This window comes from Streptomyces sp. NPDC059895 (assembly GCF_042731035.1).
Taxonomy (GTDB): domain Bacteria; phylum Actinomycetota; class Actinomycetes; order Streptomycetales; family Streptomycetaceae; genus Streptomyces.
The window spans coordinates 286,768-301,641 of the sequence record NZ_JBHWKO010000004.1 but is presented as its reverse complement, the minus strand read 5'-3'; the positions used below and the strand labels follow the sequence as shown (position 1 = coordinate 301,641).

General features: G+C 73.2%; 12 protein-coding genes and 1 pseudogene. 5 read left to right on the top strand and 8 right to left on the bottom strand.

All coding sequences use genetic code 11. The features are described from left to right. Window positions 1-97: 97 nt before the first annotated feature. The gene (locus ACFV9M_RS07140) at window positions 98-1,117 is read left to right on the top strand and encodes an ATP-binding cassette domain-containing protein (RefSeq protein WP_385069411.1); all 1,020 of its coding nucleotides are present in this window, start codon (window positions 98-100) and stop codon (window positions 1,115-1,117) included. Next, window positions 1,114-1,962, top strand: a complete 849-nt coding sequence (locus ACFV9M_RS07135; protein WP_385069409.1) for an ABC transporter permease — start codon at window positions 1,114-1,116, stop codon at window positions 1,960-1,962. Before ACFV9M_RS07140 ends, ACFV9M_RS07135 begins: the two co-directional genes overlap by 4 nt. 80 nt (window positions 1,963-2,042) lie before the next feature. On the opposite strand, the pseudogene ACFV9M_RS07130 reads toward ACFV9M_RS07135, so the two are convergent. Then, window positions 2,043-2,711: pseudogene (locus ACFV9M_RS07130) on the bottom strand (potassium channel family protein); the annotation flags it as partial. A gap of 111 nt (window positions 2,712-2,822) precedes the next feature. Here ACFV9M_RS07130 and ACFV9M_RS07125 point away from each other — a divergent pair. Continuing rightward, window positions 2,823-3,938 (top strand): potassium channel family protein, encoded by a 1,116-nt coding sequence (locus ACFV9M_RS07125; RefSeq protein ID WP_385069408.1) that lies wholly within the window; start codon window positions 2,823-2,825, stop codon window positions 3,936-3,938. 69 nt (window positions 3,939-4,007) lie between these two features. Here the strand turns inward: ACFV9M_RS07125 and ACFV9M_RS07120 are convergent, their stop codons facing one another. The 5 genes from ACFV9M_RS07120 to pdhA are packed head-to-tail and all read right to left on the bottom strand — an operon-like array spanning window position 4,008 to window position 10,154. Then, window positions 4,008-5,483 (bottom strand): molybdopterin molybdotransferase MoeA, encoded by a 1,476-nt coding sequence (locus tag ACFV9M_RS07120; protein WP_385069407.1) that lies wholly within the window; start codon window positions 5,481-5,483, stop codon window positions 4,008-4,010. After that, window positions 5,480-6,382 carry an NTP transferase domain-containing protein gene (locus ACFV9M_RS07115; RefSeq protein ID WP_385069405.1) on the bottom strand — a complete coding sequence of 301 codons (903 nt, stop codon included), beginning with the start codon at window positions 6,380-6,382 and terminating at the stop codon, window positions 5,480-5,482. Before ACFV9M_RS07115 ends, ACFV9M_RS07120 begins: the two co-directional genes overlap by 4 nt. A gap of 54 nt (window positions 6,383-6,436) precedes the next feature. Then, window positions 6,437-8,017: a dihydrolipoamide acetyltransferase family protein gene (locus tag ACFV9M_RS07110; protein WP_385069404.1), complete on the bottom strand. Its 1,581-nt coding sequence runs from the start codon at window positions 8,015-8,017 to the stop codon at window positions 6,437-6,439. Next, on the bottom strand, window positions 8,017-9,021 hold the full coding sequence (locus ACFV9M_RS07105; RefSeq protein ID WP_385069403.1) for an alpha-ketoacid dehydrogenase subunit beta: 1,005 nt from the start codon (window positions 9,019-9,021) through the stop codon (window positions 8,017-8,019). The genes ACFV9M_RS07110 and ACFV9M_RS07105 overlap by 1 nt, the downstream gene beginning before the upstream one ends. Then, window positions 9,021-10,154: a pyruvate dehydrogenase (acetyl-transferring) E1 component subunit alpha gene (gene pdhA, locus ACFV9M_RS07100; protein ID WP_385069401.1), complete on the bottom strand. Its 1,134-nt coding sequence runs from the start codon at window positions 10,152-10,154 to the stop codon at window positions 9,021-9,023. Before pdhA ends, ACFV9M_RS07105 begins: the two co-directional genes overlap by 1 nt. A gap of 190 nt (window positions 10,155-10,344) precedes the next feature. Between pdhA and ACFV9M_RS07095 the strand changes: the two genes are divergently transcribed. Continuing rightward, on the top strand, window positions 10,345-10,830 hold the full coding sequence (locus ACFV9M_RS07095) for an Lrp/AsnC family transcriptional regulator (protein ID WP_385069490.1): 486 nt from the start codon (window positions 10,345-10,347) through the stop codon (window positions 10,828-10,830). An 18-nt stretch (window positions 10,831-10,848) separates the two neighbouring features. Here the strand turns inward: ACFV9M_RS07095 and ACFV9M_RS07090 are convergent, their stop codons facing one another. Both ACFV9M_RS07090 and ACFV9M_RS07085 read right to left on the bottom strand, forming a co-directional pair. Further along, window positions 10,849-11,439 (bottom strand): TetR/AcrR family transcriptional regulator, encoded by a 591-nt coding sequence (locus tag ACFV9M_RS07090; RefSeq protein WP_385069399.1) that lies wholly within the window; start codon window positions 11,437-11,439, stop codon window positions 10,849-10,851. Then, window positions 11,436-12,959 carry a 3-hydroxyacyl-CoA dehydrogenase gene (locus ACFV9M_RS07085; protein WP_385069398.1) on the bottom strand — a complete coding sequence of 508 codons (1,524 nt, stop codon included), beginning with the start codon at window positions 12,957-12,959 and terminating at the stop codon, window positions 11,436-11,438. Before ACFV9M_RS07085 ends, ACFV9M_RS07090 begins: the two co-directional genes overlap by 4 nt. A 212-nt stretch (window positions 12,960-13,171) precedes the next feature. Between ACFV9M_RS07085 and paaN the strand changes: the two genes are divergently transcribed. Beyond that, window positions 13,172-14,863 carry a phenylacetic acid degradation protein PaaN gene (gene paaN / locus ACFV9M_RS07080; RefSeq protein ID WP_385069397.1) on the top strand — a complete coding sequence of 564 codons (1,692 nt, stop codon included), beginning with the start codon at window positions 13,172-13,174 and terminating at the stop codon, window positions 14,861-14,863. The last annotated feature ends 11 nt before the right edge of the window (window positions 14,864-14,874 follow it).

The window sequence follows — 14,874 nt, the reverse complement described above, 5'->3', positions numbered from 1 at the left end:
GACCGGTTCGGGGGAAAACCCGATGCGCGACCGATGAGTCTGCGCGACGGTGAAGGTCTCCCCTGCGTAATCCGACTGCGCGGAAGGACACTCCACCATGAGCCAGCACACCGCCGGCCTGGCCATCGAGACAGCGGGCCTGGTGAAGACGTTCGGCGAGACCAGAGCCGTGGACGGCGTGGACCTCGCCGTGCCCGCCGGGACGGTCTACGGCGTCCTCGGACCCAACGGCGCCGGAAAGACCACCACCGTCAAGATGCTCGCCACGCTCCTCAGGCCCGACGGCGGCGAGGCCCACGTCTTCGGCCACGACGTGGTCCGCGAGGCCGACGCGGTACGCGGCCTGGTCAGCCTCACCGGCCAGTACGCGTCGGTGGACGAGGACCTCACCGGCACCGAGAACCTGGTGCTGCTCGGCCGGCTCCTCGGGCACGGCAGGAAGCCCGCCCGGGAGCGGGCGGCGCAGCTCCTGGCGGCGTTCGGGCTCACCGACGCGGCCGGCAAGCAGGTCAAGCACTACTCGGGCGGCATGCGGCGCCGCATCGACATCGCCGCGTCCATCCTCAGCACGCCCGAACTGCTCTTCCTCGACGAGCCGACCACCGGTCTCGACCCGCGCAGCCGCAACCACGTGTGGGACATCGTGCGGGCGGTGGTCGCGCAGGGCACCACCGTGCTGCTGACCACGCAGTACCTGGACGAGGCCGACCAGCTGGCCTCCCGGATCGCCGTCATCGACCGCGGCAAGGTGATCGCCGAGGGCACCAAGGGCGAGCTGAAGGCGTCCGTGGGCGCCGGCTCCGTCCATCTGCGGCTGCGGGACGCCGGGCAGCGGTCCGAGGCGGCGGAGGTGCTGCGGCGGGTCATGGACGCCTCCGTGGAGCCCGAACCGGACGCGGTGGCGCTGACGGCCCGGCTGGCCGCCACGGCGGGCGACACGGCCGCCGAACAGGCCGCACGGGCCCTCTCCGAGCTTTCCCGGGCCGGGATCACCGTCGACAACTTCTCACTCGGGCAGCCCAGCCTCGACGAGGTGTTCCTCGCCCTGACCGGACACGACACCCACGACGCGGCCGACGACGCGCGGCCCGACCCGAAGGACGAGGTGGCGGCATGAGCACCGCGACGACCGACGACACCCAGGCGCTCGCCCCGGTCAGCGTCGACTCCCTCGCCGCGCTGCTCGTCGCCCAGGAGCGGCCGCCGCGCCCGAGCGCCTGGTCGGCCTCGCTCACCTTCGGCTGGCGGGCCGTCCTGAAGATCAAGCACGTGCCGGAGCAGCTCTTCGACGTCACCGCGTTCCCGATCATGATGGTTCTGATGTACACGTACCTGTTCGGCGGTGCCCTGGCCGGGTCGCCGGAGGAGTACATCCAGTTCCTGCTGCCGGGCATCCTCGTGATGTCCGTCGTGATGATCACGATGTACACGGGTGTCTCGGTGAACACGGACATCGAGAAGGGCGTGTTCGACCGCTTCCGCTCCCTGCCGATCTGGCGGCCGTCGACGATGGTCGGCTACCTCCTCGGCGACGCCCTGCGCTACACCATCGCCTCCGTCGTGATGCTCACCGTCGGCATGATCCTCGGCTACCGCCCGGACGGCGGGTTCGTCGGCGTCGTCGCCGGGATCGCCCTGCTGATCGTCTTCTCGTTCGCGTTCTCGTGGATCTGGACCATGTTCGGGCTGATGCTGCGCACCGAGAAGTCGGTGATGGGCGTCAGCATGATGGTGATCTTCCCGCTGACCTTCCTGTCCAACGTCTTCGTCGACCCGAGGACCATGCCCGGCTGGCTCCAGGCGTTCGTCAACAACAGCCCGGTCACGCATCTGTCCTCCGCGGTGCGCGGACTGATGGCGGGCGACCGGCCGACCGCCGAGATCGCCTGGTCGCTGGGGTGGGCCGCACTGTTCGTGCTGGTCTTCGGGCCGGTCACGATGCGGCTGTACAACCGCAAGTAGGCAGGCTCCCCGGGAAGGCCGGGCGCCGTCCGCCAGCAGCACGGTGCCGTCCGCTTCCGCCACCCGCAGGGTGCCGTCCGCTAGAGACGGGGTGCCGTCCGCGGCTCCGGCGGCACCCGCACGATGGTGACCAGGCGGTCCGTCAGCTCCAGGACGCCGATCGCCGGATCGTCGTAGGCGAGCACCCGGTGTCCTCGGACGACGCTCACCACCAGGTCGTCCGTCTCGCGCGGACTGCGCCCCGACTCGGCCTTGGTGACGGGCCGTTCCACGAGGTCCAGGCCGCTGCCCTGGTGCATGAGGTCCTCCATGACCCGGCCGGCCGCCGGGCTGAGCACGGACAGCCCGAGGAGGCGTCCGGCCGCTCCCGCGCTGGTGATGACCTCGTCGGCGCCCGACTGCTGGAGCAGCGGCGCGTTCTCCTCCTCCCGCACCGCGGCCACGATCTTCGCCCGGGGATTGAGCTGGCGGGCGGTCAGGGCCACGAGGACGGACGTGTCGTCACGTTCCGTCGCGATGATGATCTTTCCGGCCCGCTGTACCTCCGCCCGGCGCAGCACGTCACTGCGTGTCGCGTCGCCGACCACGCCCTCGTAGCCCTCGGCCGTCGCCGCGGCGATCATCTTGGTACCGGGATCGATCACGACGACCTGCTCCTTCCGCAGTCCCGCGGCACAGGCGGTGCGGATCGCGGCCCGACCCTTCGTGCCGAAGCCGACGACGACGGTGTGGTCGCGCAAGGGAGACCTCCGGGATACTGGGCGAAACCTCGGTACGGACGGGGTGTTGCGTGCTGACGGGAACAACCCGCCGGGAACCATGGTGCCCACCGTACGGATCACCATGACAGGGGGCACGCGATGCGAGACCATGAACGACAGCCTGCCGGTGCTCGGCGGCTCTCCCTCCTCAGGTCGCTCTGGTACCGCTCGCGCGCCGAGGCCCGGGACGACGCCGAGGCCGGCCGCGCCATCACGATGCCACTGCAGAGCGCCCTGCCGCCGCTCCAGCAGGTGCTGCGGCGCCTCGCGCTGGCCCTCTTCGTGCTGGCCGTCACCACGCTGATCGTCTACGCCGACCACGAGGGCTACAACGACAACTCCGACGGCTCCGTCGACCTCCTGGACTCGGCCTACTACGCCACCGTCACCCTCTCCACCACCGGATACGGCGACATCACGCCCGTCAGCGACGCCGCCCGGCTCATCAACATCCTGGTCATCACACCGCTGCGCGTACTCTTCCTGATCATCCTGGTCGGCACCACCCTCGAAGTGCTCACCGAGCGCACCCGTCAGCAGGTCCGCGTCCACCGCTGGCGCAACCGCACCCGCCACCACATCGTGGTCGTCGGCTACGGCACCAAGGGCCGCCACGCGGTGGAGACGCTCGTCGGACAGGGCATCCCCAAGGAACAGATCGTCGTCGTGGACACCCAACTGAAGGCCGCGCTGTTGGCAGGGGACGACGGGCTGGTCACGGTGACCGGGGACGCCACCCGCTCCGAGACGCTCCTCAAGGCCGAGGTCCCCAGCGCCGCCCGGGTGATCGTCGCCCCGCAGCGCGACGACACCGCCGCCCTGGTCACCCTCACCGCCCGCCAGCTGAACCGGCGCGCCACGATCGTCGTCGCCGCCCGGGAGGACGAGAACGTCCCACTGCTCAAGCAGAGCGGCGCGGACACGGTGGTCACCAGCTCCAGCTCCGCCGGCCGACTGCTCGGCGTCTCCATGGTCAGCCCGATCGTGGCCAGGACCCTGGAGGACCTGATGACCCTGGGCAGCGGACTGGACCTCATCGAACGTCCCGTCACCCGGCAGGAGGTGGGCCGGTCACCGCGCGCCTGCGCGGACCTGATGGTCGCGGTCCTGAGGGGCAAGGATCTCCTGGACTTCGCCGACCCGAAGCTGACCGAGCTCAAGGCAGGGGACCGGGTGATCACGGTGAGCCGGGCCCCGGCCACCGAACAGGTGTGACACGGGCGGGCGACACCTGAACGCGCCGACGTTTCACGTGAAACAGGCTGAATGGGCCATAGGGGTGTTTCACGTGAAACAGGCACCGATCCCGGCCGCGGCCCACGGCAGGTCGAGCAGTTCCGTCTCCTGACCGGCGCGCGCCCCACCCGGCGGTACGACGACCAGGGCGTCGGCCGCCGCGATACCCCGCAGCATCGCCGGGCCGTTGTAGTGCAGGGGCACAGCGTGGTCGCCCCGGAGAACGGCCGGGATGAGCCGGGTGTCGTGCGGGTGCCCGTGCACCGCCTCCTTCAGCGGCAGCGTGTACGGCTCGGGGGCCGGATGGGCGGCAAGCGTGCGCAGCAGCGGCTCGGCGAGGGTGACCAGGCCGGAGACGGCCGCGAGGGGGTTGCCGGGCAGGCCCACGAGGTGCCGGCCACCCTGGAGACGGGCCAGCAGCATCGGATGGCCGGGGCGGACCTGAACCCCGTCGACCAGGAGTTCGGCGCCGATGCGGCGCAGGGTGGGGTGGACGTGGTCGACGGGCCCGGAGGCCGTGCCGCCGGTGGTGATGACCAGCTCCGCCACTGACGTCTCCAGGGCCTGGTACAGGGCCTCCGCGTCATCGCCCAGTCCGCGCAACGCCACCACCTCGGCGCCCAGCGCGCGCAGCCACGGGGGGAGCATCGGGCCGAGCGCGTCCCGGATGAGACCGTCGTGCGGGCGGCCCTCGGTGAGCAGTTCGTCGCCGAGGACGAGCACCTCCACGCGGGGCCGGGGGACGGCCGCCAGCGTGTCGTACCCGGCGGCCGCGGCGAGCCCCAGGACGGCCGGGGTCACCACCGCTCCGGCCGGCAGCAACTGGTCTCCGCTCCGGCACTCCTGGCCGCGGGGACGGATGTCCTGGCCGTGCTGGACATCACGGGTGGGATGCAGCCGGCCCTTCTCGTCGGTGCGGCCGTGCTCGCTGCGGAGCACGGCCGTGGTGTCGGGCGGGATGCGGGCGCCGGTGGCGATACGAGCGGCCTCACCGTCGGCGAGGGGAGCGGGCTGGGCGTGCCCGGCCAGGACACCCTCGTCCCGTACGGCCCAGGGGCCGGGGCCGGCGACCGCCCAGCCGTCCATCGCGGAGGTGTCGAAGGAGGGCAGGTCGGTGAGGGCGGTCAGGGGGGCGGCCAGGACCAGGCCGAGCGCATCGCCGAGGGACACGGAGACGGGGGTGCGGCGGGCGGCGGTGGAGCGGGCGGCCCGGCCGGCGATCGCGCGGGCCTCGGCCCACGGGGTGGCGGTGGCCCGGTGACGGGACGTGTGTCCCTGGGCTTCGCGGGGGCCGGACGCCCCGCCATTGCCTGCGCCGGGCCGGCCGGTGTGGTCGTCGCCGTGCCGTCCGCCTCGGTCCTCGCCGTGCGCGGCCGCCGGTACGGGTCCGCGGTCTCCGGCGGGCTGGGTGGGGCTGTCACCGGCCGGGCGGGGGGAGCTGTTGCCGTGGTTCACGAGGGCGAGCGCCTCCTCGACGTCGAGGTCCTCGGCGTCCCCGCCGTCCCGGACGCCGAAGCCGGTCATCCGGCGTCCGGGCGGGTGTCGGGCGTGGCGTCGGGAGCCACGTCGGACCGGCCGTCGCCGGGTTCGTCCGCCCAGCGCACGGCCAGGTCGGCGGCCTTGCGGGCGGCCTCGGCGACCGCTTCGGGCCCGCCCTGGGCCCGCCCGGCCGCGTAGCCGACCAGGAAGGTGGTCAGCGGGGCGGCGGGCCGGGCCACGCCGTGGGCGGCGTCCCGGGCGAGGTCGAGCAGGACGTCGGTGTCGACGTCGAGGTCGATGCCCAGTTCGTCCTTGACTGCGGAGATCCATTCATCCAACACGTGGCCATGCTCCCTGATACGTGCCCTGGCGGCGGCGATGTCGTCCCAGGTGTCGCAGTCGAAGGACGCGACGGGGTCGGGGACGCGGGTGAGGTCGAGCCCGGCGGTGAGCCGGCGCAGCGGAAGGCCGGTGAGGCCGCCACGCTCCTCGCCGAGCACCGCCAGTTCGCGGTGCAGGGCTGACGTGCGGTAGGCGGCGACGAGCGGCTGGTCCCGGCCGTCGGCGTCGGTGAGCAGCGCGCCCTCGGCACGGTGGTCGTCCAGGGCGGCCAGCAGGCGGCGGACGGTGTCCGGCGCGAGGAACGGCAGGTCGGCGGAGAGGACGAGGACGCGGTCGGCGGTGGTGTGGCGCAGTCCGGCGCCGAGGGCCGCGACCGGGCCCGCGCCGGGCGGGTCCTCGCGCGCCCACCGCACGGGCCGGACGGTGGACCGGGCGTCGGCGACGACGACGGTGGTCCGCGCGTCGGCGCAGGCGGACAGCACCCGGTCGAGCAGCGCGCGCCCGCCCACGCGTACGCCGGGCTTGTCGGCACCGCCGAGGCGGCGGGCGCCGCCACCGGCGAGCACGACGGCGTCGTGAGCGGGAGACGCGTTGGAGGTCACCCCCCGAGTATGCGCGGCCCGCCGATCACGCGGAACGCGAGGGCGTCCGCGTCATCACAGTGTGCGCAGCAGTACCGCCGGCTGTTCCACGCAGTCCGCCACGTAGCGCAGGAATCCGCCCGCCGTGCCCCCGTCGCACACGCGGTGGTCGAAGGTGAGCGAGAGCTGGACGACCTGGCGCACCGCCAGCTCCCCCTCGTGCACCCACGGCTTGGGGGCGATGCGGCCGACGCCGAGCATGGCCGCCTCGGGGTGGTTGAGGATCGGCGTGGAGCCGTCGACGCCGAACACGCCGTAGTTGTTCAGCGTGAAGGTCCCGCCGGTCAGATCGCCCGGGGTGAGGGTCCCGGACCGGGCCGCCTCCGTGAGGCGGGCGAACTCGGCGGTGAGCCCCTCGGCGTGCCGGGCGTGCGCGTCGCGGACGACGGGGACGACCAGACCCCGCTCGGTCTGGGCGGCGAACCCGAGGTGGACGTGGTCGAACCGGACGATCTCCCGCGCCTCCGGGTCGACGGTGGAGTTGAGCTCCGGGAACCGGGCCAGGGCGGCAGTGCAGACGCGGGCCAGCAGCGCCAGGAGGGAGATCTTCGGGCCGCCGGCGGCGTTCATCGCCGTGCGGGCGCGCGTCAGTTCCGTGGCGTCGGCGTCCACCCAGCAGGTGGCGTCGGGGATCTCGCGGCGGCTGCGGGAGAGCTTGTCGGCGGCGGCCCCGCGCACGCCCTTGAGCGGGATGCGGTGCTCTCCGGCGAGCGCCGCGGAGGCGGCGAACGTCGGTGGTACGGGGATGGGCCGGGACGCGGGGGCGGGTGGCACGGGGACGTGCGGGGCGGCGGGGGCCGAGGTCGCCGCCGCCGGCGCGTGCTGTCCGGCCGGCGGCTGTGCGGTCCGGCTCCGGGCGGCGGCCACCCGCAGCGCGTCCTCCACGTCCGCCCGCAGGATCAGACCGTCGGGGCCGGACCCCCTCAGCTGGGCCAGGTCCAGGTCGTTCTCCCGGGCGAGACGGCGCACCAGGGGGGAGATCACCGGGACGGGACCGTCCGCCCCCGACGCCGTGGAGGCGCCGGAGCCCCCGGCCCGCCCGTGGGTCGCCGCGGGCGCGGAGAAGGACGCGACGCCCGGCTCCGGACCCGCGGACGGCGCCGACGGAGTTGACGGAGCCCTCCGGGCCGACGGGGCCGCCTCGCCCTCCGGCGTCGGCCGTCCCGCCCGCGTCGCCCGCGTCGGCCGCACCCGGCGCCGTCGTGCGGGTGCGTCCGACGTGCCGTACCCCACCAGGACGTTGCCCGAGCTCTGGACATCCGGGCCCGGCGCGTCCGCTCCCGAGGATCCCGCGCCCTGGACGCCGCCGCCCCGGGTGTCCGAGTCGTCCGTCGGCCCTCCGGAGGACGGTCCGCCGACCGCGACCGTCAGCAGCGGGGCGCCGACGGGCAGTTCGGTGCCCTCCTCGCCGAAACGGGCGGTGACCACGCCGCCGTAGGGACACGGCACCTCGATCATCGCCTTCGCCGTCTCGACCTCGACGACCGGCTGGTCGACGGCGACGACGTCACCGACCTGCACCATCCAGCGCACGATCTCCGCCCCGGTGAGCCCCTCCCCGAGGTCCGGCAGCTTGAACTCCAGCACCTGTGCCATCAGCTCTCGGCCTCCCACTGCAGACGCGCCACGGCGTCCAGGATGCGGTCGACGCCGGGCAGGTGGTGGCGCTCCAGCATCGGCGGCGGGTAGGGGATGTCGAACCCTGCCACGCGCAGCACCGGCGCCTCCAGGTGGTGGAAGCAGCGCTCCGTGACACGGGCCGCGATCTCCCCTCCCGGGCCTCCGAAGGAGCCCGATTCATGGACGACGACCGCGCGGCCGGTCCGCCGTACCGAGGCGCAGACCGTCTCGTCGTCGAACGGCACCAGGGAGCGCAGATCGACGACTTCGAGGTCCCAGCCCTCGGCCCGGGCCGCCTCGGCGGCTTCGAGGCAGACCGGCACCGACGGCCCGTACGTGATGAGTGTGGCGCTCCGGCCCGAGCGCCGCACCACCGCGCGGCCCACGGGATCAACGGCCGGTGGTTCGTCCGGGTTCCAGGAGTCCTTGGACCAGTACAGGCGCTTGGGTTCGAGGAAGACGACCGGGTCGTCGGAGGCGATGGCGGCGCGCAGCAGGCCGTAGGCGTCGGCGACCGTGGCGGGTGTGACGACATGGAGCCCCGGAGTCGTCATGTAGTACGCCTCTGAGGAGTCGCTGTGGTGCTCGACGCCGCCGATGCCGCCGCCGTAGGGGACGCGGACGGTGATCGGCACGGGCATGCGGCCGCGGGTGCGGTTGCGCATGCGGGCGACGTGGCTGACGAGCTGCTCGAACGCCGGGTAGGCGAAGGCGTCGAACTGCATCTCCACGACCGGCCGCAGCCCGTACATGGCCATGCCGACGGCCGTGCCGAGGATGCCCGCCTCGGCGAGCGGCGTGTCCGTGCAGCGGTCCTCGCCGAACTCCGCGGAGAGTCCGTCGGTGACCCGGAAGACGCCGCCGAGGGTGCCGACGTCCTCGCCCAGGACGTGCACGGACGGGTCGGCGGCCATCGCGTCGCGCAGCGCGCGCGTGAGGGCCTGCGCCATGGTGGCGTTCCTGGCGGCGACGGTGGTCATCAGTGCCCCCCTTCCCGCTCCGCGTCGAGTTCGGCCCGCAGCAGGGCGCGCTGCTCGCGCAGGTGGGGGGTGGGTTCGGCGTACACGTGGGCGAACAGGTCCATGGGGTCGAGCGTCGCATCCCGGTGCATGCGGGCGCGCAGGTCTGCTGCCAGCGCCTCGGCGGCGTCCCGCGCGGCCTGCTTCTCCTGCTCGTCGAGCAGCCCGCGCGCGGTCAGCTCGTGTTCCAGCAGCAGGATCGGATCGTGCTCGCGCCAGGTCTCGACCTCGGCGTCGCCGCGGTAGCGGGTCGCGTCGTCGGCGTTGGTGTGGGCGTCGATGCGGTAGGTGACCGCCTCCACGAGCGTCGGTCCGCCGCCCGCGCGCGCGTGCCGCACGGCGTCGGACAGCACCTGGTGCACGGCGACCGCGTCGTTGCCGTCGACGAGCCGGCCCGGCATGCCGTACCCGACGGCCTTGTGGGCCAGGGAGGGGGCGGCGGTCTGCTTGGCCAGCGGGACGGAGATCGCGAAGCCGTTGTTCTGGACGAGGAAGACGACCGGTGCCTGCCAGACGGCGGCGAAGTTCAGCGCCTCGTGGAAGTCGCCCTCGCTGGTGCCGCCGTCGCCGACCATGGCGAGCGCGACCACGTCGTCGCCCTTCAGGCGGGCGGCGTGGGCGAGGCCCACGGCGTGCGGGAGCTGGGTGGCGAGCGGGGTGCACAGAGGGGCCACGCGGTGCTCGTGGGGGTCGTAGCCGGTGTGCCAGTCGCCGCGCAGCAGGGTCAGGGCCTCGACCGGGTCCACGCCGCGTGCGACGACCGCGAGGGTGTCGCGGTAGCTGGGGAAGAGCCAGTCCCGCTCCCGGAGGACGAGCGCGGCGGCGATCTCGCAGGCCTCCTGGCCGGTGCTGGAGGGGTAGACGGCGAGGCGGCCCTGCTTGGTGAGGGCGGTGGCCTGCGCGTTGTACCGGCGGCCGCGCACCAGCTGGGCGTAGAGCCTGCGCAGCAGTTCCGGGTCGGCCTGCGCGGCCGCCTCGGTGCCGAGCACGCGGTGGGGCTCGGCGTCGGGCAGCAGCGGCGCGGGGTCGGTGCGGGGCTGCCAGGCGGGCGGCGGGGTCGGCCGATACGCGCCCCGCTGCTCCATGACCGTCATGACGGCACCTCCTCGTGGGGGTGGCTACGGGAGGCGGGTCGACTGTGACACGCCTCACCTACCGATTGTTCGGTCGTCGGCGCATTTTGGCTACTGGCACCCCGAGGCTGTGGACAAACGGTTCTCCACAGCCTGAGATGGACGCAGGTCGTCCACGGTGAAGAGGCGGGGGGACATGACACCTGAACAAATGGCCGACAGTCCGGACGACGGCTCGCCGCAGCCCCCGCCCCGCCCGCTGGACGCCATCGATCAGGACATCCTCCGGATGCTCCAGGCGGACGGCCGCGCCTCGATACGGTCGGTCGCCGAGCGGGTCCACGTCTCGCGCGCCAATGCCTACGCGCGCATCAACCGGCTGCTCGACGACGGCGTCATCCGCGGCTTCGGCGCCCGCGTCGACCACGAGCGCGCGGGCCACGGCACATCCGCGTACATCACGCTGAAGATCGTCCAGAACTCCTGGCGCACGGTGCGCGAGCAGCTCAGACAGCTCCCCGGCGCCTCCCACATAGCCCTGGTGGGCGGCGACTTCGACGTGCTGCTGCTGGTGCACGCGCCGGACAACAGGGCGCTGCGCGAGCTGGTGCTCACCCGGCTCCAGGCCATCCCCCAGGTGCTCAGCACCCGTACGCTGCTGGTGTTCGAGGAGGAGGACCTGGAGCCGCAGGGGTGACCCGGGAGCTCCCGCCCCTCAGGCCTCCCGGCGCAGCCCCGAGAAGACCAGCCGCGCCACCGCGTCGGCCACGTCCCGCTCGCTCATGCCCCGCCCGTCGGGCCGGTACCACTCGACGATCGAGTTGATCATGCCGAAGACCAGCCGGGTCGCGAGGCGCACCTCGATGTCGCCGCGCACGTCCCCGTCGGCGGCCGCCGCCTTCAGCAGCGCGGCGACCCGGTGGTCGAAGTCGCGGCGGCGCTCCAGGGCCCACCGCTCGGTGTCGGTGTTGCCGCGCACTCGCAGCAACAGGGTCACGTAGGGCAGCTCGGCTATGAGCACCTCGACCATGCGCCGCACGACGTACTCCAGGCGCTCGGCCGCCCGCCCCACGCGCGCGTGCTCCTCGTCGAGGATCCCGAAGAGGCCGTCCAGCGCCCGGCTCACCGCGCGCCGCAGCAGCTCCTCCTTGCCGGAGACGTGGTGGTAGATCGACGACTTGGAGATGCCGGCCGCCCTGGAGAGGTGCTCCATCGAGGTGCCGTCGTAGCCGCGCTCGTTGAAGACCTGCACGGCGACCGAGAGCAGGGTCTCCGGGGTGTACGTGTCGCGTTTGGCGGTGGTCATGAGGTCCCCTCCCGCCGGTCGGCGGCGTGTCCGTGGCGGTACAGCGCGAGCGAGGGCGCGTAGCGGCCGGAGGGTTCGCGCAGATGCAGCTCCTCCAGCAGGTCGTGCGCCCATGTCCTGCCGAGCCTGCGGCTCCACTCGAAGGGGCCGAGGGGGTAGTTGACGCCCAGGCGCATCGCGGTGTCGATGTCCTCCTCGGTGGCCACGCCCTTGGCGACGGCGTCGTGCGCGAGGTCGACGATGCGCGCGACCGTCCGGGCGACGATCATGCCGGGGACGTCACCGATGACGCTGACGTCCTTGCCGAGCGCCTGGAACAGGCCGATGGCCTCGGACAGGGCCTGCGGGGAGGTGTCCTGGGAGGCGGACAGGGCGACGCGGGTGGCCTTGCGGTAGTCCACGGCGAGGTCGAAGTAGACGACGTCACGGAACTCGACGGAGGTCTGGCCGTCGGCGAGCGCGAGATGGCCGCCGCCGGGCAGCATCATGCGGGTGCCGTGGTCCTCTTCCTCCTCGCGGACCGGTATGCCCGCCTCGCGGATCATGGCGAGCAGCTCCGATGCGGGACCGAGGTCCCCCTCGGCGACGACGTGGGCGGGCGGGCGGTGCCGCTCCGCGGTGTGCGGCTCGGGGCGCTCGCCGGCCCCGGCGTCACCGCGGTGGTCGAACCAGCCCTGACCGGTCTTGCGGCCGAGGCGGCCCGACTCGACCAGACGGCGCTGGGCGAGCGAGGGGGTGAAGCGCACGTCCTGGAAGAAGGACTGCCACACGGAGTGCGTGACGGACTCGTTGACGTCCTGCCCGATCAGATCGGTCAGTTCGAACGCGCCCATCCGGAAACCGCCCGACTCGCGCAGGACGGCGTCGATGGTGGCGGGGTCGGCGCCCTGGGACTCGTAGACCGCGAAGGCCTCGGCGTAGAAGGGCCGGGCGATGCGGTTGACGATGAAGCCGGGGGTGTCGGCGCAGGCGACCGGGGTCTTGCCCCACGCGCGGGCGGTCTCGTACGCGCGCGTGGCCGAGGTGACGTCGGTGGCGAAGCCGGAGACGACCTCCACCAGCGGCATCAGCGGCGCCGGGTTGAAGAAGTGCAGGCCCACGAAGCGGCCCGGGTTGCGCAGGGCGCCACCGACGGCCGTCACCGACAGGGAGGAGGTGTTGGTGGCGAGCAGACAGTCCTCGCCGACGACGTCCTCGATCGCCCGGAACAGCTCCTGCTTGACGTCCAGCCGCTCCAGGACGGCCTCCACGACCAGCGCGCAGTCGGCGAGGCCGGCGAGACTGTCCACGGGCAGGAGACGGGCGCGGGCGGCGTCCCGCTCGGCGGCGGTGAGCCGGTCCTTCTCGACGAGCCGGTCGAGGCGGGCGCCGATCGCGGCGGACGCTTCACGGGCGCGGCCGGCCACGGCGTCGTACAGCCGTACGGGGTGGCCCGCGACCAGCGCGACCTGGGCGATGCCCTGGCCCATGGTGCCGGTGCCGACGACGGCCACGGGGCTGCTGAGGTCGAGTGCTGTCATGTGCGCGATCCTCCCGCACGGGGTTTTCCACAGATGCGGCAGGCCCCCTTGTCCCGACCGATCGTTCGGTTACTCTAACTCTGACTGGCCGAACCGTCACCCGCCTCCATCACGACCGAGGCGGCTCGCACCGCGTCTCCCGATGTCCTGCCCTTCTTCCACCGACGTCATGAGCTCGACGAGGAGCTCTCAAGACGAGGAGTTGGTCCCGCATGGCCGCCGAAACCGCCGCACACGATCTGATCGCCAGGCACCGGCCCACCCTCGACCAGGCCCTGGAAGCGATCCGCACCCGCGCCTACTGGTCCCCGCACCCCGAACACCCCAAGGCCTACGGCGAGCACGGCAGCCTGGACGCGGCCGCGGGCAAGGCGGCCTTCGACGCCCTGCTCGGCACCCGCTTCGACCTGGGCCAGCCCGGCACCGACGACTGGGTGGGCGGCGAGGTCTCCCCGTACGGCCTGGAGCTGGGCGTGACGTACCCGCACGCGGACGTCGACGTGCTGCTGCCCGCCATGCGGGCCGGCCGGCGCGCCTGGCGCGACGCGGGGGCGGAGGTCCGCGCGGTGACCTGCATGGAGATCCTCAAGCGCATCAGCGACCGGACGCACGAGCTGGCGCACGCGGTCATGCACACCTCCGGCCAGGCCTTCATGATGGCGTTCCAGGCGGGCGGCCCCCACGCCCAGGACCGCGGTCTGGAGGCGGTGGCGTACGCGTACGCCGAGCAGGCCCGCACCCCCGACGCCGCCGAGTGGACCAAGCCGCAGGGCAAGCGCGACCCGCTCGCGCTGAGCAAGCGGTTCACGCCCGTCCCGCGCGGCGTCGCCCTGCTCATCGGCTGCAACACGTTCCCGACGTGGAACGGCTATCCGGGCCTGTTCGCCTCCCTCGCCACCGGCAACGCGGTCCTGGTCAAGCCCCACCCGCGCGCGGTGCTGCCGCTCGCGCTCACCGTGCGGATCGCCCGCGAGGTGCTCGCCGAGACCGGCTTCGCCCCCGACCTGGTCGCGCTGGCCGCCGAACGGCCCGGCGAGGGCATCGCCAAAACCCTCGCCCTCCGGCCCGAGGTCAAGATCATCGACTACACCGGTTCGACGGCCTTCGGCGACTGGCTGGAGGCCAACGCCCGGCAGGCGCAGGTCTACACGGAGAAGGCCGGCGTCAACACGGTCCTCGTGGACTCCACCGACGACTACCAGGGCATGCTCTCCAACCTGGCCTTCTCGCTGTCCCTGTACAGCGGCCAGATGTGCACCACCCCGCAGAACCTGCTGATCCCCCGCGACGGCATCCGCACCGACGAGGGCCCCCGCGGCTACGACGAGGTCGTCACCGACCTGGCCCGCTCGGTCGGCGCTCTCCTCGGCGACGACGCGCGCGCGAACGCCCTGCTCGGCGCCATCGTCAACCCCGACGTCAAGGCCCGGCTCGAGGCGGCGGCCGGGCTCGGCGAGGTGGCTCTCGCCTCCCGCGAGGTGACCAACCCGGACTTCCCCGGCGCGGTCGTGCGCACCCCCGTGATCGTGAAGCTGGACGGCGCCAAGCCCGACGACGAGGCCGCCTACATGAGCGAGTGCTTCGGACCGGTCTCCTTCGCCGTCGCCGTCGACTCGTCGGCGGAGGGCGTCGAGCTGCTGCGGCGCACCATCCGCGACAAGGGCTCGATGACGGTCGGCGCGTACACCACGGACGCGGAGGTGGAGCGGGCCGTCGAGGAGGTCTGCCTGGAGGAGGCCGCCCAGCTGTCCCTGAACCTCACCGGCGGGGTCTACGTCAACCAGACGGCCGCCTTCTCCGACTTCCACGGCTCGGGCGGCAACCCGGCGGCCAGCGCCGCCCTCACCGACGGCGCGTTCGTCGCGAACCGCTTCCGGGTGGTGGAGGTGCGCCGGGAGGCCTGAGCCAGACCTGG

Excerpts from the sequence above, each read along its gene's own strand:
- ACFV9M_RS07095 (WP_385069490.1), top strand. The coding sequence starts at position 10,345 with ATGGCCGACAGTCCGGACGACGGCTCGCCGCAGCCCCCGCCCCGCCCG.
- ACFV9M_RS07140 (WP_385069411.1), top strand. The coding sequence starts at position 98 with ATGAGCCAGCACACCGCCGGCCTGGCCATCGAGACAGCGGGCCTGGTG.
- ACFV9M_RS07125 (WP_385069408.1), top strand. The coding sequence starts at position 2,823 with ATGCGAGACCATGAACGACAGCCTGCCGGTGCTCGGCGGCTCTCCCTC.
- ACFV9M_RS07135 (WP_385069409.1), top strand. The coding sequence starts at position 1,114 with ATGAGCACCGCGACGACCGACGACACCCAGGCGCTCGCCCCGGTCAGC.
- ACFV9M_RS07120 (WP_385069407.1), bottom strand. The coding sequence starts at position 5,483 with ATGACCGGCTTCGGCGTCCGGGACGGCGGGGACGCCGAGGACCTCGAC.
- ACFV9M_RS07090 (WP_385069399.1), bottom strand. The coding sequence starts at position 11,439 with ATGACCACCGCCAAACGCGACACGTACACCCCGGAGACCCTGCTCTCG.
- pdhA (WP_385069401.1), bottom strand. The coding sequence starts at position 10,154 with ATGACGGTCATGGAGCAGCGGGGCGCGTATCGGCCGACCCCGCCGCCC.
- ACFV9M_RS07085 (WP_385069398.1), bottom strand. The coding sequence starts at position 12,959 with ATGACAGCACTCGACCTCAGCAGCCCCGTGGCCGTCGTCGGCACCGGC.
- ACFV9M_RS07110 (WP_385069404.1), bottom strand. The coding sequence starts at position 8,017 with ATGGCACAGGTGCTGGAGTTCAAGCTGCCGGACCTCGGGGAGGGGCTC.
- ACFV9M_RS07105 (WP_385069403.1), bottom strand. The coding sequence starts at position 9,021 with ATGACCACCGTCGCCGCCAGGAACGCCACCATGGCGCAGGCCCTCACG.
- paaN (WP_385069397.1), top strand. The coding sequence starts at position 13,172 with ATGGCCGCCGAAACCGCCGCACACGATCTGATCGCCAGGCACCGGCCC.